The following is a 24,370-nucleotide window of genomic DNA, read 5'->3' on the forward strand; positions in this document are numbered from 1 at the left end:
GCCCCGCCACGGCGTGCGTCCGGTCTCGCAGCGCCGCCGACAGGCGGGGCTGCGAGACGGGCACTACGCCGGGACGATGTTGACGATCTTGGGAGCGCGGACGACGACCTTGCGGATGCCGCGGTCGCCGAGGGCGGCCTGGATCTTCTCCGACGCCAGCGCCAGCCGCTCCAGCTCCGTCTCGCCGATCTCCGGAGAGACCTCGAGCCGGTCGCGGACCTTGCCCGCCACCTGGACCACACAGGTCACCGACTCCTGGACCAGCAGGGCCGGCTCCGCCGTCGGCCAGCCGGCCTTGGCCACGGAGCCGTCGCGGCCCAGGCGCTCCCACATCTCCTCGGCGGTGTAGGGCGCCACCAGTGACAGCATCACCGCCAGCGTCTCGGCCGCCTCGCGTACGGCGGGGTCGGCCGGGCCCGCACCGGAGTCGATCGCCCGTCGGGAGGCGGTGGTCAGCTCCATCATGCGGGCCACCGCGACGTTGTAGCGGTGCGCCTCGACCAGCCGGGTGACCTCGTCGATCGTGCGGTGGGTCACCTTGCGCAGCTCGCCGTCGCCCGAGGCCGGGGCGGCGCCGGGCACCGAGGCGACGTCCGCGGCCACCCGGTGCGCGCGGGCCAGGAACTTCACCGCGCCGGACGGCGACACGTCGGCCCAGTCGATGTCGTCCTCGGGCGGCCCGGAGAAGATCATCGTCAGGCGCACCGCGTCGACGCCGTACTCGGCGATCTGCTCGCCCAGGTCGACCAGGTTGCCGGTCGTCTTGGACATCGCGGAGCCGTTGAGGATCACCTGGCCCTGGTTGACCAGCCGGGTGAACGGCTCGACGCAGTCCAGCATGCCCATGTCGTACAGCACCTTGGTGAAGAACCGGCTGTACAGCAGGTGCAGGATCGCGTGCTCGACCCCACCGGTGTACTGGTCGACCGGCATCCACCGGCGGACCTTCTCGACGTCGAACGGGCCCTCGGTGTAGTCCGGCGAGCAGTAGCGCAGGAAGTACCACGAGGAGTCGACGAAGGTGTCCATCGTGTCGGTGTCGCGCTTGGCCGCGCCGCCGCACTTGGGGCACGCGACGTTGACCCAGTCGGTGGCCGCCGCCAGCGGCGAGACGCCGCGCGGCGCCAGGTCCGCGCCGCGCAGGTTGTCCGGCAGGCGTACGGGCAGCTGCTCGTCGGGGACCGGGACCTCGCCGCACGCCTCGCAGTGGATGATCGGGATCGGCGTGCCCCAGAAGCGCTGCCGGGAGATCAGCCAGTCGCGCAGGCGGTAGTTGACGGCCGCCTTGCCCAGCCCGCGCTCCTCCAGGATCTCGGTGATCCGCGGGATCGCGGCGGACTTGGTCAGGCCGTCCAGCGGGCCGGAGTTGACCAGCTCGCCCTCGCCGGGGGTCGCGACACCGGACTCGGCGGGGTCGGCCTCGCCGGTGTGCACGACCACCCGCACCGGCAGGTCGAACCGGCGCGCGAAGTCCAGGTCGCGCTGGTCGTGCGCGGGCACCGCCATGATCGCGCCGTGGCCGTACTCCGCCAGGACGTAGTCCGAGGCCCACACGGGCATGCGCTCGCCGTTGACCGGGTTGATCGCGTAGCGGCCCAGGAAGACGCCGGTCTTCTCGCGGTCGGCGGCCAGCCGCTCGACCTCCGACTCGCGCGCCACCGTCTGGCGGTACGCCTCGAACTCGGCCCGCTGCGCGGGCGCGCAGATCTCGTCGGCCAGCGGGGCGTCGGCGGCCACCACGAAGAACGTCGCGCCGTACAGCGTGTCGGGCCGGGTCGTGTAGACGGTGACCGGCTCGTCGCGGCCCTCGATCTCGAACACGACGTCGGCGCCCTCGGACCGGCCGATCCAGTTGCGCTGCATCGTCAGCACGCGCTCGGGCCAGTCGAGGCCGTCCATGTCGGCCAGCAGCCGGTCGGCGTACTCAGTGATCTTGAAGTACCACTGGGTCAGCAGGCGCTTTTCCACCAGGGCGCCACAGCGTTCGCAGTGGCCGGCGATGACCTGCTCGTTGGCCAGCACGGTCTGGTCGTTGGGACACCAGTTGACCCGGCCGCCCCGGCGGTAGGCCAGGCCGCGCTCGTAGAAGCGCAGGAACAGCCACTGGTTCCAGCGGTAGTACTCCGGGTCGGAGGTGTGCAGCCGGCGCGACCAGTCGAAGGAGATCCCGTAGCGGTGGAACGACTCGGCCTGCGTGTCGATGTTGGCGTACGTCCACTCCGCCGGGTGGGAGTCGCGCTTGATCGCGGCGTTCTCGGCGGGCAGGCCGAAGGAGTCCCAGCCGATGGGGTGCAGGACGTTGAAGCCGTGCTGGTTCCAGTAGCGGGCGCTCACGTCGCCGATGGCGTACGCCTCGGCGTGGCCCATGTGGAGGTCGCCGGAGGGGTAGGGGAACATGTCCAGCGCATACTTGCGAGGCCGCTCATCACCGGGGTCCTCGCCGGCGGTGAAGGGTTTCAGCTCCTCCCACCGGGCCTGCCATTTCTCCTGAATCGCCCGTGGGTCAAAGTTCTCGTCGGCGCCAGTCATCGTTCCTCGTCTGATTCGCACGGCTTCGGCTCCACGAAACTGTGCCCCTTAGAAGGTCTCTCCGCATGAGAAGGCCCCTCGCACAGGAGGGGCTGCCGCGTCGACCGATCGGTTACGTCAACGCGGCCGGCTAAGGAGCAGCCGAGAGCGCATATCCCAAGACTAGCGCAGGCGCAAGCAAGAACCGTCGTGCTTTGACGCCACGGGTGACGCCGCCCTTCCTCACGGGCCAGCTTACTTTTAGGAAGGTTTCCAGTAAATTTCCGAGCAGGGTCCCCGCCAGGACTCCCCATCCGAGGAGGTCACCCATGCACGGAAAGCTCGCCCTGGCCGTCGCCGGCGCCGCGGCCGTGGCGGTACCCCTGCTCACCGCCACCCCCGCCTTCGCCCACGGCTACACCACCTCACCGCCCAGCCGCAGCTACCGCTGCGCCCAGCACCAGGTCACCGACTGCGGTCCGATCCAGTACGAGCCGCAGAGCGTCGAGGGCCCGAAGGGATTCCCCCAGGCCGGCCCGGCGGATGGTCAGATCTGCAGCGCGAACCACACGGAGTTCGCCCAGCTCGACGACCCGCGCGGCGGCGCCTGGCCGGCCGCCTCGATGACGAGCGGCGCCTCGTACGGCTTCTCGTGGACCTTCACCGCCATCCACGCGACCACGTCGTTCCGCTACTTCATCACCAAGACCACCTACGACCCGACCAAGCCGCTGACCCGGGCCGCCCTGGAGTCCACGCCGTTCCTGCAGGTGAACTACGGCGGTCAGCGGCCACCGAACCCGCTCACCCACACCGGCACGCTGCCGGCGCGGCACGGCCGCCAGCTGATCCTCGCCGTCTGGGACATCGCCGACACCGGAAACGCCTTCTACTCCTGCGCCGACGTCGTCTTCAGCTGACCGCTCCGCTGCGATATCAATGGGAACCTCCCCATTGATATCGCAGCAGGAGGCGCCGATGCTCAACCTCTCGGTCGTTCTGGACGACGCCGCACGCGACAACCCCGACCACGAGGCGCTGGTCTTCGGCGACATGCGTCTGTCCTACGCGTTCGTGAACCAGATCGCGAACCAGGTCGCGAACCTCCTGCGCGCCCGCGGTGTGCGGCCGGGCGACAAGATCGCACTCGCCTGCCCCAACCTGCCGTACTTCCCGATGGTCTACTTCGGGGCCCTCAAGGCCGGCGCCGTGGTCGTGCCGCTCAACGTCCTGCTGAAGCGCCGGGAGATCGCCTACCACCTGGAGGACTCCGAGGCGAAGGCCCTGTTCTGCTTCGAGGGCACGCCGGAGCTGCCGCTGGGCGAGGCGGGCTGGGGCGCGTTCGGCGACGTGCCGGGCTGCGAGCACTTCTTCCTGCTGCCCGCCACTCCCCTGGCGACCGAGGTGCCGTACGGCGAGTCGATCTGGGCCGCGCTCGCCGGGCAGTCGCAGGAGTTCGAGACCGCGCGGACGGACGCCAACGACACGGCGGTGATCCTCTACACGAGCGGCACGACCGGCCGGCCCAAGGGCGCCGAACTCACCCACCAGAACATGCTGCTCAACGCGATGGTCTGCGACAGCATGTTCGAGACGGCCGGCGACGACGTCTTCCTGGCCGCGCTCCCCCTCTTCCACGCGTTCGGCCAGTCCGTGGTCCTCAACACGGGCTTCCTGCGGCACGCCACGATCGTGCTGATGCCGCGCTTCGAGGCGGGCGCCGCGCTCGACCTCATGCTCGCGGAGAAGGTCACGTTCTTCGCCGGGGTCCCCACGATGTACTGGGGGCTGCTCACGCACGAGGGCGGGCACACGCAGGAGGACCTCGAGCGGATCGCCGCGTCCCTCTCGACGGCGTCGAGCGGCGGTGCCGCCCTGCCGCTGGAGGTCCTGAACCGGTTCGCCGAGCGCTTCGGGGTGAACATCCTCGAGGGGTACGGCCTGTCGGAGACCTCGCCCGTCGCCTCCTTCAACCGGCCCGACCGCCCGGCGCGCGCGGGCTCGATCGGACGGCCGATCTGGGGCGTGGAGATGAAGCTCGTCGACGAGGACTGGAAGGACGTGGGCGACGGGCCGGGCGAGATCGCCATCCGCGGGCACTGCGTCATGAAGGGGTACCACCGGCGCCCGGAGGCCACCGACGAGGTGCTGCGCGACGGCTGGTTCCGTACCGGCGACATCGCCCGGCGCGACGAGGACGGCTATTACTACATCATCGACCGCTCGAAGGACATGATCATCCGCGGCGGGTTCAACGTGTATCCGCGGGAGATCGAAGAGGTGCTGATGACGCATCCCGACGTCTCGCTCGCCGCCGTCGTCGGGATCCCGCACGACACCCACGGCGAGGAGGTCAAGGCGTACGTCATCCCGGTGCACGGCGCCACGATCAGCGAGGACGCGCTGGTCGCGTGGGCCCGGGAGAACCTCGCGAACTACAAGTACCCGCGCGTCGTGGAGTTCCGCGACGAGCTGCCGATGACCGCGACCGGGAAGATCCTCAAGCGCGAGCTTCGCTAATTCCGTACGCTTACGACCCGTGAAGACCTTGATTGCCGCCGCTGCCGTGTTCGTCCTAGTGGCGGCGGCGGCGACCGTCTTCCTGTTGAACCGCCACACCGACAGCGGCCCGGACGCCTTCGCCGGGGCCTACCCGTTGGTCACCGCCGACCCGACCGGCGTGCCCGCGCTGTCCTGGCGGCCCACCGGCACGCCGGCGGGCCCCCTGCCGACCTTCCGCGGCTCCGGATCGCCGGTGACCGGGACGATCACCGACCGGCAGAGCGGGATCTCCTACGCCCTGCTGGGGTCGCCCTGGAAGCGGCTCACCTCCCGGCTGAGCTCGGCCCACACCTCCGGCGAGGAGGTCGACAGCAGGCGCAAGGACTCCAAGCACTTCTGGTACGCCGCGGTCTACGTCGGCCCGCTCGACCCGAAGCTCGCCGTCGCCGGTCCGCAGCGGCTGCGCGCCGCCGCCGAGCTCACCGGGAAGGAATTCGTCGACGAGCTGTACAGCGACGACGGCCGGCGGCAGGAGCTGGCCGGCGCCGCGATGACGGTCGACCACCGGGCCGCCTGGGTCAGCGCGTTCCGGATGACCCACACGGCGGCCGGTGACCGCGTGGAGAAGGGCCAGACCGAGGTCGTCGTCGCGGTCGACACCGGCCGCCGGATGCCCGCGATCGTGGAGATCACCATCCCGAGCAACCAGCCGAACCTGCTGCCCGACATCAACCACGTGGTGCGCTCCCTCCACGTGGTGCGCTGAGTCCCCGGCCGGCCGAGTCCTACAGCTCGTACGGCAGGCGCTTGATGCCGTTGATGAAGCTCGACAGCAGGCGGTCCGGCGGCGCGGTCGAGCGGATGCCCGGCACGTGGCGGAACAGCTCGCGGAACATCACGCCGACCTCGCGGCGGGCCAGGTGGGCGCCCAGGCAGAAGTGCGGGCCGGGCCCGCCGAAGCCGATGTGGGGGTTCGGGTCGCGGGTGATGTCGAACACCTCGGGGTCGGTGAACACCGCCTCGTCGCGGTTGCCGGACCAGTAGTACAGCAGGAGCTTGTCGCCCGCCTTGAACTCGTGCCCGTTCAGCTCGGTGTCGCGCGTCGCCGTACGGCGCATCCAGATCACCGGCGAGGCGTAGCGGACGATCTCCTCGACCGCGCTGGGCAGGCGCGTCTCGAAGTCGGCCAGCAGCAGCTCCCGCTGGTGCGGGTGGACGGTGAACAGCTTGAGCCCGTGCGCGATCGCGTTGCGGGTCGTCTCGTTGCCCGCCACGACGAGCAGGATGAAGAAGGAGCCGAGCTCCTGGTCGGTCAGCGACTCGCCGTCGATGTTGGCGTTGACGAGCGCGGACACGAGGTCGTCGGAGGGGTTCTCGCGGCGGTGCCGCCCGAGGTCCTCGACCAGGTCCTTCAGCGTCTGGCCGGCCTGGAGCAGCTTGAGGGCGTACTCCTCGTCGTTCTCGGGGAGGAACTCCGCGTCGCCGCCGCCGAGGATGATGTTGGAGTTGTCGAAGACGGTCTTGTAGCCGCTCTCGGGGATCCCCATCATGTCGCAGATGATCTTGAGGGGGAGCCGCGCGGCCACGTCGGCGACGAAGTCGCCGGAGCCCTTCGCGACGATCTCCTCGATGATCTGGTCCGCGACCGCCTGGACCTGGTCCTCGAAGCGCTGGATCATGCGCGGCGAGAAGGCGCGGGAGACGATCCGGCGGATCTTGGCGTGCCGCGGGTCGTCCATGTTGATCATGGAGCCGAAGTACTCGTTGAGGTCCGGCGGCATGTCCGTGATGTTGATGGCGCCCTTGCCCGAGCAGAAGTCCTGCGGGCGCCGGGAGGCCTCCACGATGTCCGCGTGCCTCACGAGCGCGTAGTAGCCCGGGCCCGTCGGCATGATCGTCTGCTCCGGCTCGCGGAAGAACGCCGGGTGCGGCAGCTGTCGCAACGTGCGGAAGGCCTCGTGCCGCTCGCTCAGCGGACGGGCCCAGAAGGCCCAGTCGGTGAGGTCGATCTCCGACGGTTCGAGCGCGCCTGTGGTCACGGCCTGGTCAACTCCCCCAACTAGAATCCCGTTCGGGTCTCATCCTGCCAAGCCGGAACGAGTGGGGACAAGTGCCTCGCGAAGATCCGCCGCGGGGACGTTCGTACGGGCGCGTCCACGGGGACGGCCGGGCGGCCGCCGGCGGAGGGCCGGCGGCCGCCCGCGCTCAGCCCGCGAAGGGCGGCTCGAAGGAGGGGCGCAGCGGCATGCCCGAACGCCCGTCCTCGTGGAGCTTCACGCCGAGCACCTGGTGCAGCTGGATCCAGTTCAGGTCGAACCCGAGCCGCGAACCGGCCATGTAGAGCCGCCAGACCCGTGCCGTGCCCTCACCGACCTCGGCGACCGCCTCGTCCCAGTGGTCGTCGAGGTTGCGGCACCAGCCGGTGAGGGTCTTGGCGTAGTGCTCGCGGAGGTTCTCCTCGTGGCGTACCTCGAAGCCGGCGTCGTGCATCCGCGAGACCAGGTGGCCCGGGCCCTCCAGCTCCCCGTCGGGGAAGACGTACCGGTTGATGAAGCCGTCCTTCTTCATCGCCGGGCCCGTGTCGTCGGGCCGGGTGATGCAGTGGTTCAGCAGCCGGCCGCCGGGCTCGAGCTTGCCGTACAGGAAGGAGAAGTAGGACTCCAGGTTGTCCTTGCCGATGTGCTCGGTGAGGCCGATCGAGCTGACCGCGTCGAAGCCGGTCTCGGTCACGTCGCGGTAATCCAGGTGGCGGACCTCGGCGAGCTCGGACAGCCCGGCCTCGGCGATCGCCTTCTGCGCCCATTCGGCCTGCTGCTTGGACAGCGTGACGCCGAGCGCCTTGACGCCGTACTCGCGTGCGGCGTGCATGACCATGCCGCCCCAGCCGCAGCCGACGTCGAGCAGGCGCATGCCCTTCTTGAGGTCCAGCTTGCGCGCGACCAGGTCGAACTTGTGGAACTGCGCCTGTTCGAGCGTCGCGTCCTCGGTCGGGAAGCAGGCGCAGGTGTAGGCCATCGAGGGTCCGAGCACCCATTCGTAGAAGGTGTTGGACACGTCGTAGTGGTGGGAGATGGCCTTCGCGTCCCGGCGCTTGGAGTGCCGCAGCCCCGCGAGGAACGGCAGCCGCTCGACGCGCACCTCCTGCGGCGGCGGCTCCAGGCGCTTCAGGGCGGCGGCGCGCAGCAGCGGGTCGCCGAGGATGCCGCGCAGCAGTGTGCGCTTGTCCGCCCAGGTCAGATCGCCCATCGCCGACTGCATCCGGGACAGCGCCGTGTACATGTCGCCGTCGACGTCCAGGTAGCCGGAGACGTACGCGCGTGCCAGCCCGATCGCACCGGGGGCGTGGGTCAGATAGGAGACCGCGTACGGCGACGCGACGGTCACCGTCACGTCGGCGTCGGCCGGTCCGGCGCTGCTGTCGTCATAGGCCAGGAACCGTACCTGCGCGTCGCGGCCCACGACGCGCTCGAATACCTCCGCGAGCCTCATGTTCACCTGCCTCGTACCGTTTTGTCGTAAAGATCGAGCAACCGCCCGCCGGGGTCGTAGGTCTCCTTCAGCCGTCGGTAGGTGTCCCCGTCGTAGTGGCGCCAGAAGTCATCCCGCGTGTAGTACGCGGTGGAGTAGAGCGACTTGTGCCCCTCGAGACGGGCGACCTCGCGCTCGATCAGGCGGTTGTGGTGCTCGGGCAGGCGGCCGGGCGGGATCGGCACCGTGCCCCAGAAGCCAGCATTCACGTACGTTCGTCCCGGTTCGAGCGGATACAGCGGCCATGACTCCTGTGCCCGCAGCGGGCAGAGCCACACCGGGCTCATGCGGATCTCGCGGCCGAAGAAGTCCAGGAACTCCGGAAGCCGCTCGACCGGCACCTCGACGTCCTGGATGACGTCCTCGCGCGGAGGCCGGCCGAGCCAGCGGTCCACCCGGGCCGACATCTGCGTGCGCTTGTCGAGGGCGACGAGGCGGCGGTAGACGTCGGAGCGCTTCTTGGCGGCGGGCCAGACGCGGCGCACGAGCGGGTTCTGCACGCCCAGCGCCCGCGAGCACCAGAACCAGTCGGTGTCCCAGCGCCACAGGTAGCCGTGGGTGGTGAGCACGTCGGTGGGCGCGGTGGTGGCGTTCAGCCAGCGGGGCGTGATGCTGCGGTCCTGGATCGACCGGTAGTAGATCTTCTGCCCCGTGTAGTCGGAGACGTGGCGCGCCGTGTCGGCGAACCGGCCCAGCGTCAGGTAGAGCTCGTCGCCGCCGAAGACGACGCCGTCGACGAAGTCGTAGTCCGGCGCCAGCTTGTCGATGGCGTCCGTCAGCTCCCGCGCCGAGCCGAACCGCACGTGCCACAGCTCGACGAACGGCTTCACCGGCTGGAGCCGGATCGTGAGGCGCAGGGTGTAGCCGAGCGTGCCGTAGGAGTTGGGGAAGCCGTAGAACAGGTCGCGGTGCTCGTTGTCGCGCGTCGCGGTGACGATCTCCCCCGCGCCGGTGATGACCTCCATCTCCAGGACCGACTCGTGCGGCAGGCCGTGGTGGTAGGAGGAGGACTCGATGCCGAGCCCGGTGACCGCGCCGCCCAGCGTGATGGTCTTCAACTGCGGGACGACGAGCGGCATGAGCCCGTACGGCAGCGTCGCGTCGACCAGGTCCTCGTACGTCGTCATGCCCTGGACGTCGGCGGTGCGACGCTCCTGGTCGACGCTCAGCACCCGGTTGAACCCGCTGACGTCGAGCCCCGGCGCGCCCGCGTCGTCGCGGAAGCGGAACAGGTTGGAGGTGCGTTTCGCCAGGCGTACCGGGGTTCCTTCGGGAATCGACCGGTAGGACCCCAGGAGTTTTTCGGTTGCCGCACGGTGACCATTCACCGGACGATCGTCTCATCCCGCGCGCCGCGGTCGAAGACCGGCCGCGTGTGATGTCCCCGGTTCGCGTGTAATGTCCGGATCATCGGCACGCATGGGGGTGTGGCAGTGGCAAAGCTCTACGACGCCATCGACCAACGACTACGAGACTTCATCGAGGCTCAGCCGATGTTCTTCGTCGCGACCGCGCCTCGCGACGGCGGCCACGTCAACGTCTCTCCAAAGGGCTACCAGGACACCTTCGCGGTGATCGACGAGCGGACCGTGGCCTACCTCGACCTGTACGGCAGTGGCGCGGAGACCATCGCCCACCTGCGCGACGACGGGCGCGTCACCGTGATGTTCTGCTCGTTCGCCCGGCAGCCGAAGATCCTGCGGCTGTACGGCACGGGGCGCGTGGTCCGGCCGGACGCCGACGGGTGGGACGCCCTCATCGGCCGCTTCGGCGACGGCCACGCGGGCACCCGGGCGATCGTGGTCATCGACGTCGAGCGCGTGGCCGACTCCTGCGGGTACTCCGTGCCGTTCATGGAGGTCGTCGGTGAACGGCCCCTCCTCGACGACCAGCACCGACGCCGCCCGGCCGAGCAGTGGCCGCTCCGCGTGCGGCGCAACGCCGAGAGCATCGACGGGCTGCCCGCGCTCGAACCCGACCACCCGGCCCCCGGTCAGCGCACGATGCGGAGCGTGAACGGGTAGCGGAACGGCGTGCCGGCGAGCGCCAGGAACGCGGCGACCAGGCCGACCGCCCAGGCGACGGCGTAGGCGACCGCACCGATGCCGAGCGTCACCACGGTGACCGCCAGGAGGGTGAGCTGGAAGTTCAGCGCCGCGGCGATGTGGTGCCGCACGTACGGCGAGCGCCGGGCGCGCGTGCACATCATCACCAGCGGGCCGACGAACAGCGTCACGGTGCCCAGCACGTGGGCGAGCGCGGCGAGCAGGCGCTGCTCCGCGGTCGGGTCGGCCAGGTCGTCCGGCGCCGGCACCGGCGCGGGCGGCGGCGCCAGGTCCGACAGCACCGCGGCGAGGTCGTCGCGGGTCTTGGCGGTCATGGCGAGATGCAGCCGCAGGTCCAGCTCGGCGTTGTCGAGCCGCCCCTCGGCGTACGCCTGCTGGAGCCGTTCGACGACCGGATCGCGTTCGGCGTGGGAGACGCGCAGCGCTCCGGGGTGCACGGGAGTGGTCATGTCCCCGATCCTGCGCGCACCCGCGGGGGAAGACCATCGGGGATTCCCCCGACTCGCCCCTGAGGCCACCCCCAGCTCCCCTTAGGCTGGCGCCGGTGACCACCGAACGCCCCGACGTGCCGCTGATCGCCGACGAGCGCACGATGCTGCGCGCCCACCTCGACTACCACCGGGCCACCCTCGCCTGGAAGTGCGACGGCCTGGACGACGACGGGCTGCGCGCGCGGGCGTCGAAGCCCTCGGCGCTCTCGCTGCTCGGGCTGGTCCGCCACATGGCCGAGGTGGAGCGCACCTGGTTCCGCAAGACCGTGAACGGCGAGCACGACCTGCCCAACGTCTGGTCCCACGCCGACGACTACCAGACCGCCTACGACCCGTCCGGCTGCACCCGCGAGGAGGCCTTCGCGGCCTGGCGGGCCGAGGTGGAGCACGCCCGCCGCATCGAGCGCGCGGCCCCGTCGCTGGACCTGGTCGTCCGCCAGCCCCGCTGGGATGAGGACGTCTCGCTGCGCTTCGTCATGCTGCACCTGATCCACGAGTACGCGCGGCACAACGGCCACGCCGACCTCGTTCGCGAGGCCGTCGACGGCACCGTCGGCGCGTGACCTCGCGGACGAGCCTGACTCGTCAGTGCCCGCGGAAGTAGACCCTGCCGGGTTTCGGCGGGTGCGCGGCGAGGAGTTCGGGCACGGTCACGAACGTGAAGCCGCGCTTGGCGAGGCCGCGCAGGATCTTCGGCACGGCCCGCACCGTCGTCGGGTGGATGTCGTGCATGAGGATGATGTCCCCCCGGTGCGCCCGCGAGATGGCGCGGTGGGCGACGATCGCCGAGTTCCGGTCGCGCCAGTCGTCCGTGTCGACGTCCCAGATGATCTGGGCGAGGCCGAGCCGGCGGGCGACCTTGCCGACGTGCCGGTCGGTCGCCCCGTACGGCGGGCGCATGAGGTGGATCGGCTGCCCGGTCGTCCGGGTGATCGCGCTCAGCGTCCGGGTGAGCTGCGTGCGGATCCGCTTCTCCGGCAGCGTGCTGAGGTCGGGGTGGCTCCACGTGTGGTCGCCGATGGCGTGTCCCTGGGCCAGTTCCTGGCGTACGACCGCCTCCCGGCCGCGGATGTTCCCGCCGATGAGGAAGAACGTGACCTTGGCGTGACGGGCGGCGAGCATGCGCAGCAGCCGGGCCGTGTACGGACCGGGCCCGTCGTCGAAGGTCAGGGCGACGCACTTCACCTTGCGGCAGTCGACGGGCGGCCGGCTGGGCACGGGCCGCGCGTGCCGGGCGGGAGGACGGCGGGCGTTCGGCGGTGGACCGCTCGCCGCGGCGGGTACCCGGGTGGCGTTCGCGTGGACGGGGCCGAGGCCGCTGAGCCAGCCGAGGAGCAGAACCCCGGCGACCGCGCCGGCGATGAGCCGCGCACGGCCTGCAGGAATGACAAACCGCATCAGAGCCCCCGTAAGCGCTTTTGTCGCAACAGCGCACTGATTATCGCTGGCATCCATTACTAATGGCGAGTTGCGCGGGTCTCAGCCATTACGCCGCCGGGAACCGCGACGGCGGCAGCGACGTTGAAGACGTGACCGATGACGGGTACGGGGGCAATGGCTTTTGAGGAGGGCCTCGATGAAGTGGGGCGATCGCTTCGGGATTCGCCGCCGGCGAGGTGCCGGCAAGGTGACCACCCTCGACCGTGAGGCGACCGACGCCGACATCGAGTCGCTGATCGCCTTCGCCCGCAGCCGTACGGGGGTGGAGTTCTACGTCGAGCCCGAGACGTTCGCGACCGACACGACGGCGATGGCGATCGCGGCCGACGGCGAATGGACCCGCCGCCGCGTGGGCTCGCCGAGCGTGATCCAGAAGGTCGCCCGCGATCTCCGTCTGCCGGTCTACGACGTGCAGATCACCGGCTATCCGCAGCGGATGCGCGACTTCAACGAACGCCGCCGTCGCCAGGGCGGCGCGTCACTGTGACGGTGAGACGCAACGGGGACGTGCGGCGGTAATGGGCGTCCGGGGTCCGCGGCAGCGGTAGCGTCTGTCGTCGTGCCCGACGACCTCCTCGACTCCGCTTCCGGCGAGACCGACCTGCCTGATCTGCCCGATGTCTCCGCCCTGCTGGCCGCCGCGGTCTCCGGCGTCGGCGGCGCCGAACGGCCCGGCCAGGTGAAGATGGCCGACGCGGTCGCGCACGCGATCGAGTCCGGCGAGCACCTCGCCGTCCAGGCGGGCACGGGAACGGGCAAGTCCCTCGCCTACCTCGTGCCGGCGGTGCGCCACGCGGTCGCCGGCAACGCGTGCGTGGTCGTGTCCACCGCGACGATCGCCCTCCAGCGCCAGCTCATCGACCGTGACCTGCCCCGGCTCGCCGAGTCGCTGAAACCGCTGCTCGGCCGCGAGCCGGTCTTCGCCATCCTCAAGGGCCGCCGCAACTACCTGTGCCGGCACCGGCTGCAGGTCGACGCGCCGGAGGACCCGGAGGAGATCCTGTTCGACCCGCAGACCGTGTCGGCGGCCGGGCGGCAGGTGCAGCGCATCCACGAGTGGGCCGAGACCACCGACACCGGCGACCGCGACGAGCTGGTGCCGGGCGTGAACGAGCACGCGTGGCGGCAGGTCTCGGTGAGCGCCCGCGAGTGCCTCGGCGCGCAGCGGTGCCCGTTCGGCACCGAGTGCTACGCCGAGCTGGCCCGCGACCGGGCCGGCGACGCCGACATCGTGGTCACCAACCACGCGCTGCTCGCCATCGACGCCCTGGAGGACTTCCAGGTGCTGCCCGAACACGACGTCGTCATCGTCGACGAGGCGCACGAGCTGGTCGACCGGGTCACGTCGGTGGCCACCGCGGAGCTGTCCGCGCAGGCCGTGGAGATCACCGCGCGCCGCTGCGGACGGCTCATCGAGGAGGACCTCGCCGACCGGCTCAAGGAGACCGGCGAGGCGCTGGCACCGGTGCTGGCCGACCTGCACCCCGGCCGCATGGACGTGCTGCCGCAGGCGGCGGGCCTGTCGCTCGCGGCGGTCCGCGACGCCGCCCACGCCTGCGCCACGGCGCTCCGTACGACGCTGCAGGGGGCCGGCGACGACGCCGAGCGGATCGGCGCGGGCCGCGCCGCGCTGAGCTCGCTGGAGGAGATCCACGACACGGCCGTGCGCCTCCTGGAGTCGTTCGCGGGCGACATCGCCTCGCGGCACGACGTGGTCTGGCTCGACAAGCCGTTCACCGACGACTCCCGGCGGCCGGTCGCCCTGCGCGTCGCGCCGCTCGGCGTCGGCGCGCTGCTGCGCGAGCGGCTCTTCCGCCGGCGCACGACGGTGCTGACCTCGGCGACGCTGTCGCTCGGCGGGTCGTTCGAGCCGCTCGCCCGCCAGTGGGGGCTGCCGGCCACGCCGGAGGAGTCCACCGGTGAGGACAAGCCGATCGTCTGGTCCGGCCTCGACGTCGGCTCGCCGTTCGACCACGCCCGCAGCGGCATCCTCTACATCGCCCGCGGGCTGCCCTCGCCGGGCCGCGACGGCCTGCCGGAGGCGTACCTCACGGAGCTGAGCGAGCTGATCGAGGCGGCCGGCGGCCGCACGCTCGGCCTGTTCTCCTCGATGCGCGCGGCCAAGCAGGCCGCCGAGGAGTTGAAGGGCCGCATCGCGCAGCCGCTGCTGTGCCAGGGCGAGGACGCGACGTCGCAGCTGGTCAAGCGCTTCGCGGACGACGACGCCACATGCCTGTTCGGCACGCTGTCGCTGTGGCAGGGCGTGGACGTTCCGGGCCCGTCGCTGCGTCTCGTGGTGATCGACCGGATCCCGTTCCCACGCCCGGACGACCCGCTGTCCTCGGCGCGGCAGCGGGCCATCGCGGCGCGCGGCGGAAACGGCTTCATGGCGGTCGCCGCGACGAACGCCGCGCTGCTGCTCGCCCAGGGCGCCGGGCGCCTGCTGCGCAGCATGGACGACCGCGGCGTGGTCGCGATCCTCGACCCACGCCTGGCGACCGCGCGGTACGGCTCCTTCCTGCGCGCCTCGCTGCCCCCGTTCTGGACGACGTTCGACTCGGCGACGGTGAAGGCCGCCCTGCGCCGTCTCGACGCCTCGTAGGGCGGGCTCCCCCGGCGCCGGCGCGAGGCGTTGGGTCAGAACCGTGTGTGCTTGTCGGTCTTGGCCGTTCGCCTGATCAGCTCGGGGGTGTTCGTTCCCAGGTCCGCACCGGTCAGATCGGCGCCGCGCAGGTCCGCACCGGTCAGGTCGGCACCGCGCAGGTCGGCGCCGGTCAGGTGCGCTCCCTTGAGGTTCGCGCCCGACGGCTGAAGGGCGCCCGACGTGAACTTGGCGCCCGTCAGGTCCGCGTCGTTCAGGAGCGCGTCCGTGAGATCGGCGTCCGTCAGGGTCGCGCCCGTCAGATCCGCGCCGATCAGGTGGGCACGGGTCAGGTTCGCGTCGTGCAGGTTCACCCGGGGCAGGCTCATCCGATCGAGGTTCTTGGCGTGCAGGTCGGCGGAGGTCAGGTCCACCGTCTCGGTCAGGCCCGGGAAGCGGTTACGGCCGATCACGGTGAGGGCGGCCTGGACGTCGACGGCCAGGCGCAGCGAGGGCGACCCCGCGGGCGGGTGGTCCTGCGCGTGGGTGCGCACGTACGCGGCCAGCACGTCGATGATGGTGCGACGGTCGCGCGACGAGTCGGTCATCAGCCGCTCCAGCGCGTAGATGCCGCCCAGCCTGACCTCGGGCTTGTCGGATCCCAGCTGCTCGATGGTCTTGGTGTAGCGGTCGGTGATCTGGCCTTGCTCGGTGACCCGGAGCGTGCGCGATGTGTACACCAGGCCGGCCGCGGTGAAGACCACACCGGCGATCACGACGACGCCGGCCGCGGACCGCATCAGCGTCTCACGCGCCGAGTTCACCGCCCTCACGCGGTCCTTGGCGGACAGCACCTCTTCTTCCCCGTCGGGCAGGAGGAAGCGCTCGTTCGCGAGCCAGCGCGACACGGGTCCGAGCAACAGCACGGCGGACACCAGCACGACGGTCATACCGACGCCGACGATGAGTTCCGAACGCGCCACCCAGTGGTCCGTGACGTCCAGCCGCAGCGCCACCCACCGGGTCGCCACGACCGCCACGACCACAACCGCCGCGATGACCAGCCCTGGCCGTACGACGCGCCACAGGCGGGACCGCCGGGGTACAAGACGGGCTATAACCTCCCACACCTTCCGCATGCCACCATTGCACCGGTCCACTACGTATCGCATGCGCCTTTACACGGAGCATGACCGGTTGTGGTCGTTCGGCACCGGCCGCCCGTCAGGGCACCGCGTGCTCCTCGCGGAGGACGCGGCGCAGGACCTTGCCGAGCATGTTGCGCGGCAGGGTGGGGCGCAGCTCGATGAACGCGGGCACCTTGTAGCCGGCGAGGTGCCGGGCGGCGTACGCCCGGATCTCCTCCGGGCTCGGCGCGGGCTCGCGCGGGATGATGTACGCGGTGACCACCTCGCCGTGCGCGGAGTCGGGCACGCCGACGACGGCGGCCTCGGCGACGCCCGGGTGGGCGGTCAGAACCTTCTCGATCTCGGACGGGTAGACGTTGAAGCCGTCGACGATGACGACGTCGCGCTTGCGGTCGATGAGGGTGAAGTAGCCGTCCGGGCTCATCACGGCGATGTCGCCCGTACGGAACCAGCCGTCGCGGGAGAGGGTCTCGGCGGTCTCGGCGGGCTGGTTCCAGTAACCGGCGAAGATCTGCGGGCCACGTACGATCAGCTCGCCCGGGTAGCCGACGGGCAGCACGCGCTGCGGGTCGCGCTCGTCCACGATGCGCGCCTCGGTGCCGGGGAGCGGCGCCCCGACGGAGATGTGGCGGGCGTTCCCGTCGAGCGGGTTGGCCATGACGACCGGGGACGTCTCGGTCATTCCGTAGCCTTGGACGACCTGGCCGCCCGTCCCGGCGCGGAACGCGTCGACGGTCGTACGGGCGAGCGCCATGGCACCGGACACGCACGTGCGGATGTTGCCGACGCCCGCCTTCTTCGACTCGGGCGCGGCGGCGAGCTGCTGGTAGATCGGCGGAACGCCCGGGAAGAGCGTGGGCTTGTGCTTGCGTACGGCGTCCAGCACCAGGTCCAGGTCGAACCTGGGGATCAGCACGACCATTCCGCCGATGAGCATCGTGCAGGTCAGGCAGAACGTCAGGCCGAAGACGTGGAACAGCGGGATGACGGCGAGGTTCACGTCGTGGCCGGGGCGGATCGCCGGATCCCACGAGACGGTCTGGTGGGCGTTGGCGACGAGGTTGCGGTGGGTGAGCATCGCGCCCTTGGGGCGGCCGGTGGTGCCGCCGGTGTACTGCAGGACCGCCAGGTCGCGGATCGGGTCGACCGGTGTCTGCTGGGGGTTGTCCGGCCCCTCGCTCAGCAGGTCGTCGAACCTCAGGACCTCGGCGTTCTCCGGCACCTCGGTGCTCAGCTCGGCGAGGAGCCTGCGCGCCTTGGCGATGGGCAGCTTCAGCAGCTCACGCTTGACGAACGGCAGGTAGTCGGTGAGCGAGGTGACCACGACCTGCTGGACGTTGGTGCCGGGCATGGCCTCGACCAGCGTCTCGTACGCCTTGTCGAAGACGATCACGACGCGTGCCCCGGAGTCGGCGAGCTGGTGGCGCAGCTCGGACGCCGTGTAGAGGGGGTTGGTGGGGACGACGATGGCACCGATTCTCAGGACCGCGTAGAACGCGATGACCTCCTGGGGGCAGTTCGGAAGGATCACCGCGACGCGCTCGCCCTTGCGGAGCCCGATCCGCCGCAGCGCTCCGGCGAGCCGGTTGACCGCGTCCAGCAGCTTGGCGTACGTCATGCCGCGCCCGAAGAACATGAGTGCCTTGCGGTTCGGGAACCGCTCGGCCGACGCGTCGAGCAGGTGCGTCAGCGGGACGTCCGGCACCTGGACGTTCGCCGGCACGCCCTCGGCGTAGAACCGAAGCCACGGCCGTTCATCGTAGGGAGTGCTCATTCGTCGACCATTACTCCCGGGGACAGGCGAAACATTCCCGTTACCTTGGCACTAAGCACACTCTCATGCACAGTCATTGCCCGACCCCGCATACGGGTCATTTCGCACGTCAGGTCCGTCGCCGAGGTGCGCCACATGGCTCTGACCTGCGCTTTCTCGAAGTTATCCACAGGGGTACCTCGGGGCTGTCCGTTCGCTTCCCGCCACGGCACGCTCGTTCCCATGAACCCGAACACCCTCCGTCTCCGCTCCCCCGCCGACGTCGTCTGCGCGATCCCCTATCTCGTGGGCTTCCACCCGTCCGACAGCGTGGTGGTGCTGGCGTGCGACGGCACCGCCGGCGCGTGCGCCGTGCGGCTCGACCTGACCGCGGCCGATGAGTTACTCGAGCACGTCGCCGGCCTCATCGCCCGCCGGGGGCCCGACGGCGTGATCCTGGCCGGCTACGGCCCGCCCGGCCGGGTCACGCCGATGGTCGAGCGCGTCCGCGACCGCCTGCACGACCAGGGCGTCCGGGTGCGCGACGCGCTGCGCGTGGAGGACGGCAGGTTCTGGTCCTACCTGTGCACCGACACCGGGTGCTGCCCGCCGGAGGGCACGTTCGTGGACGTGACGGCGAGCCCGGTCGCCGCGGCCGCCATCGCGGGCGGCCTGGTCGCCCTGCCCGACCGGGGTGAGCTGGAGCGCATGCTGGCCCCGGCGGGCGGCCCCGCGGCGCGCGCGGCCACGGTGCGCGCCGAGCAGCGGCTGAAGGGCTGGGCCGAGTTCGAGCGCGGCGCCGAGCGGGTCGCGGCCCGCATGGCCCGCGAGGGCGTGCCCCTGGTCCGCGACGTCATCGACCGCGCCTGCGCGGACGGGAGGATGCCGGGAGACGAAGAGACGGCCTGGCTCGGTCTGCTCCTGGCCGGCACGCGCGTCCGCGACGAGGCGTGGGTCCGGATGACCGAGCCGCACCTGCGGACCCACATGATGCTCTGGCGGCACGTCCTGACGAGGGTCGCCGAGCCCTACGCCGCCGCCCCGGCGAGCCTGCTGTCCTTCGCCGCCTGGCGGGCCGGCGAGGGAGCCCTGGCCAACATCGCCCTCGACCGCGCCCTGTCGGCCGACCCGGCGTACTCCATGGCCCTGCTCCTGCGGGAGCTGTTCCTCAGCGGCCTGCCCCCGTCGTCCGTCCCCCTGAACCTCACCCCGGACGACCTCGACGCCCCTGCCTGACGGCCCACCGCGCCGGGCCGGCGAGGAGGCCGAACGTAACGCGAAACGGAAATATGCCTGGTCCAGGCCTGCTTACTGCGGGCCTGACGACAGCGACACGGCGAAATGAACTCTTCGTGGGTGAGGCCTTTCTGGCTCGGCGCGGACCGCGACGTCCACACCGGCCAGAAAGGCCCTCGCACCGAACGTGAGGCCTCCAGACCGAAACCGGGCGTCCGCCACTGCACCCGGCGGCGCCGAGGCCGGCCGGCGTCGCAGCGAGCCGCCGAGGGCAGGCGTCGCGACCAGCCGCCGAAGGCAGGCGTCCCGACCAGCCACCGACGGCAGGCGTCGCGACCAGCCACCGACGGCAGGCGTCGCGACCAGCCACCGACGGCAGGCATCCCGACCAGCCACCGACGGCAGGCATCCCGACCAGCCACCGACGGCAGGCATCCCGACCAGCCACCGACGGCAGGCATCCCGACCAGCCACCGACGGCAGGCATCCCGACCAGCCACCGACGGCAGGCATCCCGACCAGCCACCGACGGCAGGCATCCCGACCAGCCACCGACGGCAGGCATCCCGACCAGCCACCGACGGCAGGCATCCCGACCAGCCACCGACGGCAGGCGTCGCGGCGAGCCGCCGACGGACCGCCTTGAACCGAGCGGCGGCCGACGCCCAGCAGGCCCGCCGGTCCACGCCCTTCGCCCGGCCATCACCCGATCACGCCGCCGGTCAGCACAGCACGCTGCCGGCAGACCGACCCGGCCACGAACGGCGGCCGGCACCGACCCGGTCCACGCCATTCACTCCGACCGTGCGTTCGGTCCGGCGGCGTTCCACCGAGCCGTTCAACCGGCGGACCGGCGGACGCCGAGACACCACAGCCGGCTGGAAGGGTGGAAGAAAGACCTTGGGTCCATCGCCAGAAATCGCCACCGTGCCGGCTCCCGGGCCCTTCGCCAGTGGCCCGTCGGCCGCCGCGCCTCGCCGACGGCGGGCAGTCGGTCCCGGCTTGCACGCGTCAACGCGTATGGAGACATGCACTCGAACTCGCCCGTGGCTTTGTGCCGCGCGTCGAGCGGCAGGTCACGCATCCAGACCTGCCTCAAAGGACCGTGCGTAGCGAGCGGTGTCCGCGCCACGAGGCAGGGGCAGAAGCCTGGTCTCGGTCGTCGCCCAGTGAGAAGGCGGCGACGGACCACCCAGGCACCGCGCAGTAGCCGGGAACGCGCCCATGGCACGCCGGTCCGACCACGGCGACCCCGCGAACATCCCAGCGCACGCATCGGCAGATCACCCACACCCGCCGCAGATGATGCCGCGCACCGACCGCTCACCCGCGCACGGCTTCTCAGCGGTCGGTGTCGAGGAGGTCGGCCGCCAGACCGCGTGCGTAGGCCTCGTCGGTGTCGGGGATGGAGAAGACCACGCGAAAGTAGATGGGGGCGACGATCCGGTCGAGCACCTGTTGCAACGACGGTGGCGTCTCGCCCCGCTCACGGGCCGCGTCGAGGATCGGCTCGAAACGGCCGCTGACCCGTTGCAGGCATTCGCGTAGGCCGGCGCGGCGCTCGTCGACGTCGGCGGCCACCTCGGCACGGAAGAACGCGACTCCCCCCGGGCGGGACAGGTCCGCCAGCGTCCACGCCGCGTGGTTCGCCAGGTCCTCACGCAAATCCCCGGCGGACCCCGGGGCGGCGCTGGCCCGTTGTGCGGCGATGTCGGCCAGGAGCGCGGGGAGCGTGCCCCAGCGCCGGTAGATCGTGCTCGGGTTGACCCCGGCATGCTCGGCCACCGCCGGGATGGTCAGCTGGTCGGCGCCGCGCTGGGCGACCAGCTCGGCCGCGGCCCGGTGCACGGCCGTCCGTACGCGGGCACTGCGGCCCCCCGGCCGCCTCGCTCGGGCGTCGGCGTTCACGTCGGCCATGTTAACGCACATCGCTTTGCTTTAGTGCCTGCCTCCTTGATAGCCTCGGCCTTAAAGCATTGATCTTTGCTTTAACGGCCTGACCGTGAGGAGACACCCATGACCGGCGACACCGCCTACGCCCTCGGCAAGCAGTTCCACGCCGCCCTCGCCGCGGGCGACTGGGCGGCGATCCGGTCGCTGCTGCACCCCGACGCCACCTGGACCCTGCCCGGCGACAACGCCGTCTCCGGCACCGTCGCCGGCGCCGACGCGGTCGTGCGGCACGCGCAGAAGATCGCCGGCTACGGTCTCAACTTCGAACTGCTGCACGTCCTGGTCAGCCGCGAGAACGTCGCCCTGTCCCTGCACAACACCGCCCGCCGCGACGACGCGGTGCTCGATGAGTACCTGTCCACGGTCTGCCGTCTGCGCGACGGCAAGATCGCCGGCATCGAGACCTACCTGTCCGACGTTCCCGGCATGAACGCCTTCTTCGTCTGACCCGCACGCCCACGAGGCGACCCGACCGGCGGTTCGCCGGGCATGTCCGATGCGTCCCTGGCGAGTTTCCTGAAGACTCGGGAACGGAGCCGAAAAAGGCTTTGATTCGAGCCTCGGCCGGAGCCGACACTGGCCCAATGACCGAGCGGAGCGAGGGAATCGAAGACGCGCCCCTGTGGTCACCCTCCCCGACGAAGGAGGGCTCATGACCGTACCGATCTACCCGCCCAAGCCGCGGCCCGGCGACAGGGTGGCGATCGTGTCGCCGTCGGCGGGTCTGCCGGAGATCCTTCCGATGCCGTACGAGCTGGGGCTGCGGCGGCTGCGGGAGGACTTCCGGCTCGAGCCGGTCGAGTACCCGACCACCCGGCGGATGGGCGCCTCGCCGGTGGAGCGGGCGGCCGACCTGCACGCGGCCTTCGTCGATCCGGACATCAAGGCCGTCATCGCCAGCATCGGCGGCGACGACCAGATCACCGTCCTGCGGCACCTCGACGCCGACCTGATCAGGGCGAACCCGAAGCCGTTCTTCGGCTACAGCGACAACACGAACCTTCTCACCTACATCGCCGGTCTCGGCATCGTCGCCTACCACGGCGGCTCCGTCATGGGCGAGTTCGGGCGGCCCGGTGCGATGCACTCGCTGACGACGGTCTCGCTGCAGGCGGCGCTGTTCACCTCCGGCGAGTACGAACTGCGCGAGAGCACGGTGTACGGCGACGTCCAGCGCGACTGGGCGGACCCCGCGACGTTCGAGTCGCCCCCGGTGATGCAGGCCTGCGACGGCTGGCGGTGGCACAACGCCGACCAGGTCGTCGAGGGGCTGACCTGGGGCGGCAACCTGGAGATCCTGTCCTGGCTGATGATGGCCGACCGCGGGATCAGACCGCCCGAGGCGTACGACGGCATGATCCTGCTGATCGAGACGAGCGAGGAGCTCCCGTCCGCCACCGAGGTGTACCGGATCCTGCGCAACATGGGTGAGCGCGGCATCCTCGGCCGGTTCGCCGGTGTCCTCGTCGGACGCGCGAAGGCATGGTCCTTCGAACGCCCGAACACACCCGACGAGAAGGCCGTGTACGCCAAGGAGCAGCGCGAGGCGATCCTGCGCGCGACGGCCGAGTACAACCCCGAGGCGCTGATCGTCTTCGACGTCGACTTCGGCCACACCGACCCCCAGGTCATCATCCCGGTCGGCGGCTGGGCCCGCGTGGACGGCCCGGCCCGCAGAATCACCGTCCGCTACTGAGCACACCTCTTCAACGAACCGACGGCCCGGCGCGCCGGTCCCCGCCGAGAATCGACCCGCTCGACCCGTCCCGCGGCCCCACCCACCGGCGAGCTCCGGTGGTCGTACCACCCGCACCCATGTACGCCGTCAGGCGCGCCTGGTCTGCAGGAACTCTCCCAGCCGGCCGATGGCCTCCTCCAGGTCGTCGGCGTGTTGCAGCGTGACGACACGGAGGTGGTCGGGGGTGGGCCAGTTGAACCCGGTTCCCTGGACGACGAGGATCTGCTGGCTCTCCAGCAGGTCGAGGACGAAGCGCTCGTCGTCCTCGATCGGGTAGACGTCCGGGTCGAGCCGGGGGAAGACGTACAGGGCGCCGGCCGGCTTCACGCAGCTCACGCCCGGGATCTCGTTGAGCAGGCGGCAGGCGCGGTCGCGCTGTTCGCGGAGGCGTCCGCCGGGCAGGACCAGGTCGTTGATGCTCTGGTAGCCGCCGAGGGCCGCCTGGATCGCGTGCTGGCCCGGGACGTTCGGGCACAGGCGCATGTTGGCCAGCATGTTGAGGCCCTCGATGTAGGACTCGGCATGCTCCTTGGGGCCCGAGACCACCATCCAGCCGGAGCGGAAGCCGCAGACCCGGTACGCCTTGGACAGCCCGGAGAAGGTCAGCGACGGCAGGTCGGGCGCGAGCGGCGCGATCGAGACGTGCTCGGCGTCGTCGAACAGGATGCGGTCGTAGATCTCGTCGGCGAGGATCAGCAGCCCTTCGCGGCGCGCGAGCTCGGCGACTCCTTCGAGCAGCTCACGCGAGTAGACGGCGCCGGTCGGGTTGTTCGGGTTGATGATGACGATGGCCTTGGTGGCCGGGGTGATCTTCGCCTCGATGTCGGCGAGGTCGGGCATCCAGCCGTTGCCCTCGTCGCAGAGGTAGTGGACGGGCGTACCGCCGCTGAGCGACACGGCCGCCGTCCACAGCGGGTAGTCCGGCGCCGGGATGAGCACCTGGTCGCCGTTGTTGAGCAGGGCCTGCATCGCCATCACGATCAGCTCGGACACGCCGTTGCCGAGGTAGACGTCCTCGACGTCGAGGCCGGCGAACCCCTGCTGCTCGTAGTGCTGTACGACCGCTCGCCGGGCGGGCAGGATCCCCTTCGAGTCGCTGTACCCGTGGGCCACCGGCAGGTTGCGGATGACATCCTGAAGGATCTCGTCCGGAGCCTCGAACCCGAACGGAGCCGGGTTCCCGATGTGCAGCTTGAGAATCTGGTGCCCCTCGGCCTCCATCTGCATGGCGCGCTTGAGCACCGGTCCACGGATGTCGTAGAGGACGTTGGCGAGCTTGTCCGACTGGCTGACCTGCATGGCGACCACCCTAACGGGCTCCCACCGACAGGCGGCAGCGAATTACCGCCGGCCCCCTTCACGGAGGAATCCGCCGGTCAGCACGCCGCCACGGTCGAGGCGGTGGCCGGCACGAGTGGGCCGTACG

The 24,370-nt window shown here is 70.8% G+C and carries 20 protein-coding genes; 10 read left to right on the plus strand and 10 right to left on the minus strand.

What is annotated here, in order from left to right; translation table 11 throughout:
- Positions 1-63 precede the first annotated feature (63 nt).
- Positions 64-2,529, minus strand: coding sequence for a leucine--tRNA ligase (gene leuS / locus OG417_RS41240; RefSeq protein ID WP_329240908.1), 2,466 nt, complete (start codon positions 2,527-2,529; stop codon positions 64-66).
- A 308-nt stretch (positions 2,530-2,837) separates the two neighbouring features.
- Between leuS and OG417_RS41245 the strand changes: the two genes are divergently transcribed.
- From OG417_RS41245 to OG417_RS41255, 3 genes are read left to right on the plus strand one after another with little or no spacing between them, the layout of a single operon-like run.
- Positions 2,838-3,428, plus strand: coding sequence for a lytic polysaccharide monooxygenase auxiliary activity family 9 protein (locus OG417_RS41245; protein WP_329240911.1), 591 nt, complete (start codon positions 2,838-2,840; stop codon positions 3,426-3,428).
- Positions 3,429-3,486: 58 nt separating this feature from the next.
- Complete coding sequence (locus OG417_RS41250) at positions 3,487-5,028, plus strand: long-chain-fatty-acid--CoA ligase (RefSeq protein WP_329240914.1); 1,542 nt, start codon at positions 3,487-3,489, stop codon at positions 5,026-5,028.
- Between the two features lie 19 nt (positions 5,029-5,047).
- A complete protein-coding gene (locus OG417_RS41255) occupies positions 5,048-5,776 on the plus strand; it encodes a hypothetical protein (protein WP_329240916.1) in 729 nt (242 codons plus the stop codon).
- A gap of 19 nt (positions 5,777-5,795) precedes the next feature.
- Here the strand turns inward: OG417_RS41255 and OG417_RS41260 are convergent, their stop codons facing one another.
- From OG417_RS41260 to OG417_RS41270, 3 genes are all read right to left on the minus strand, one after another.
- Positions 5,796-7,049 (minus strand): cytochrome P450, encoded by a 1,254-nt coding sequence (locus OG417_RS41260; RefSeq protein ID WP_329240919.1) that lies wholly within the window; start codon positions 7,047-7,049, stop codon positions 5,796-5,798.
- A 166-nt stretch (positions 7,050-7,215) separates the two neighbouring features.
- A complete protein-coding gene (locus OG417_RS41265; protein ID WP_329240922.1) occupies positions 7,216-8,499 on the minus strand; it encodes a class I SAM-dependent methyltransferase in 1,284 nt (427 codons plus the stop codon).
- A 2-nt stretch (positions 8,500-8,501) separates the two neighbouring features.
- The gene (locus OG417_RS41270; protein WP_329240924.1) at positions 8,502-9,866 is read right to left on the minus strand and encodes an FAD-binding oxidoreductase; all 1,365 of its coding nucleotides are present in this window, start codon (positions 9,864-9,866) and stop codon (positions 8,502-8,504) included.
- Positions 9,867-9,971: 105 nt separating this feature from the next.
- Here OG417_RS41270 and OG417_RS41275 point away from each other — a divergent pair, with 105 nt between their 5' ends.
- Positions 9,972-10,562, plus strand: coding sequence for a pyridoxamine 5'-phosphate oxidase family protein (locus tag OG417_RS41275; protein WP_329240926.1), 591 nt, complete (start codon positions 9,972-9,974; stop codon positions 10,560-10,562).
- Here the strand turns inward: OG417_RS41275 and OG417_RS41280 are convergent.
- Positions 10,532-11,053, minus strand: a complete 522-nt coding sequence (locus OG417_RS41280) for a DUF1707 and DUF4870 domain-containing protein (protein WP_329240929.1) — start codon at positions 11,051-11,053, stop codon at positions 10,532-10,534. The genes OG417_RS41275 and OG417_RS41280 overlap by 31 nt on opposite strands.
- 95 nt (positions 11,054-11,148) lie before the next feature.
- Here OG417_RS41280 and OG417_RS41285 point away from each other — a divergent pair, with 95 nt between their 5' ends.
- Entirely contained in the window at positions 11,149-11,658 is a 510-nt protein-coding gene (locus OG417_RS41285; protein WP_329240932.1) for a DinB family protein, read from the plus strand.
- A gap of 22 nt (positions 11,659-11,680) precedes the next feature.
- Here the strand turns inward: OG417_RS41285 and OG417_RS41290 are convergent, their stop codons facing one another.
- Positions 11,681-12,493, minus strand: a complete 813-nt coding sequence (locus tag OG417_RS41290; protein WP_329240935.1) for a polysaccharide deacetylase family protein — start codon at positions 12,491-12,493, stop codon at positions 11,681-11,683.
- Between the two features lie 178 nt (positions 12,494-12,671).
- On the opposite strand from OG417_RS41290, the gene OG417_RS41295 reads away from it, so the two are divergent.
- Complete coding sequence (locus OG417_RS41295) at positions 12,672-13,022, plus strand: hypothetical protein (protein ID WP_329240939.1); 351 nt, start codon at positions 12,672-12,674, stop codon at positions 13,020-13,022.
- Between the two features lie 114 nt (positions 13,023-13,136).
- Positions 13,137-15,137, plus strand: coding sequence for an ATP-dependent DNA helicase (locus OG417_RS41300; RefSeq protein WP_329262979.1), 2,001 nt, complete (start codon positions 13,137-13,139; stop codon positions 15,135-15,137).
- Positions 15,138-15,172: 35 nt separating this feature from the next.
- On the opposite strand, the gene OG417_RS41305 is transcribed toward OG417_RS41300, so the two are convergent.
- Both OG417_RS41305 and OG417_RS41310 read right to left on the minus strand, forming a co-directional pair.
- Positions 15,173-16,246, minus strand: a complete 1,074-nt coding sequence (locus OG417_RS41305; protein ID WP_329240942.1) for a pentapeptide repeat-containing protein — start codon at positions 16,244-16,246, stop codon at positions 15,173-15,175.
- A gap of 94 nt (positions 16,247-16,340) precedes the next feature.
- Positions 16,341-18,038, minus strand: a complete 1,698-nt coding sequence (locus OG417_RS41310; RefSeq protein WP_329240946.1) for an AMP-binding protein — start codon at positions 18,036-18,038, stop codon at positions 16,341-16,343.
- Between the two features lie 222 nt (positions 18,039-18,260).
- Between OG417_RS41310 and OG417_RS41315 the strand changes: the two genes are divergently transcribed.
- Positions 18,261-19,253, plus strand: coding sequence for a DUF4192 domain-containing protein (locus OG417_RS41315; RefSeq protein WP_329240949.1), 993 nt, complete (start codon positions 18,261-18,263; stop codon positions 19,251-19,253).
- 1,341 nt (positions 19,254-20,594) lie between these two features.
- Here OG417_RS41315 and OG417_RS41320 read toward each other — a convergent pair.
- Complete coding sequence (locus tag OG417_RS41320; protein ID WP_329240951.1) at positions 20,595-21,170, minus strand: TetR/AcrR family transcriptional regulator; 576 nt, start codon at positions 21,168-21,170, stop codon at positions 20,595-20,597.
- Positions 21,171-21,269: 99 nt separating this feature from the next.
- On the opposite strand from OG417_RS41320, the gene OG417_RS41325 reads away from it, so the two are divergent.
- Both OG417_RS41325 and OG417_RS41330 read left to right on the plus strand, forming a co-directional pair.
- Positions 21,270-21,653 carry a nuclear transport factor 2 family protein gene (locus tag OG417_RS41325; protein WP_329240955.1) on the plus strand — a complete coding sequence of 128 codons (384 nt, stop codon included), beginning with the start codon at positions 21,270-21,272 and terminating at the stop codon, positions 21,651-21,653.
- A gap of 205 nt (positions 21,654-21,858) precedes the next feature.
- Positions 21,859-22,902 carry a S66 family peptidase gene (locus tag OG417_RS41330; protein ID WP_329240958.1) on the plus strand — a complete coding sequence of 348 codons (1,044 nt, stop codon included), beginning with the start codon at positions 21,859-21,861 and terminating at the stop codon, positions 22,900-22,902.
- A 129-nt stretch (positions 22,903-23,031) separates the two neighbouring features.
- On the opposite strand, the gene OG417_RS41335 is transcribed toward OG417_RS41330, so the two are convergent.
- Positions 23,032-24,243, minus strand: a complete 1,212-nt coding sequence (locus OG417_RS41335) for a pyridoxal phosphate-dependent aminotransferase (protein WP_329240961.1) — start codon at positions 24,241-24,243, stop codon at positions 23,032-23,034.
- Between the last annotated feature and the right edge of the window lie 127 nt (positions 24,244-24,370).

The organism is Actinoallomurus sp. NBC_01490, from assembly GCF_036227085.1.
GTDB lineage: Bacteria > Actinomycetota > Actinomycetes > Streptosporangiales > Streptosporangiaceae > Actinoallomurus > Actinoallomurus oryzae.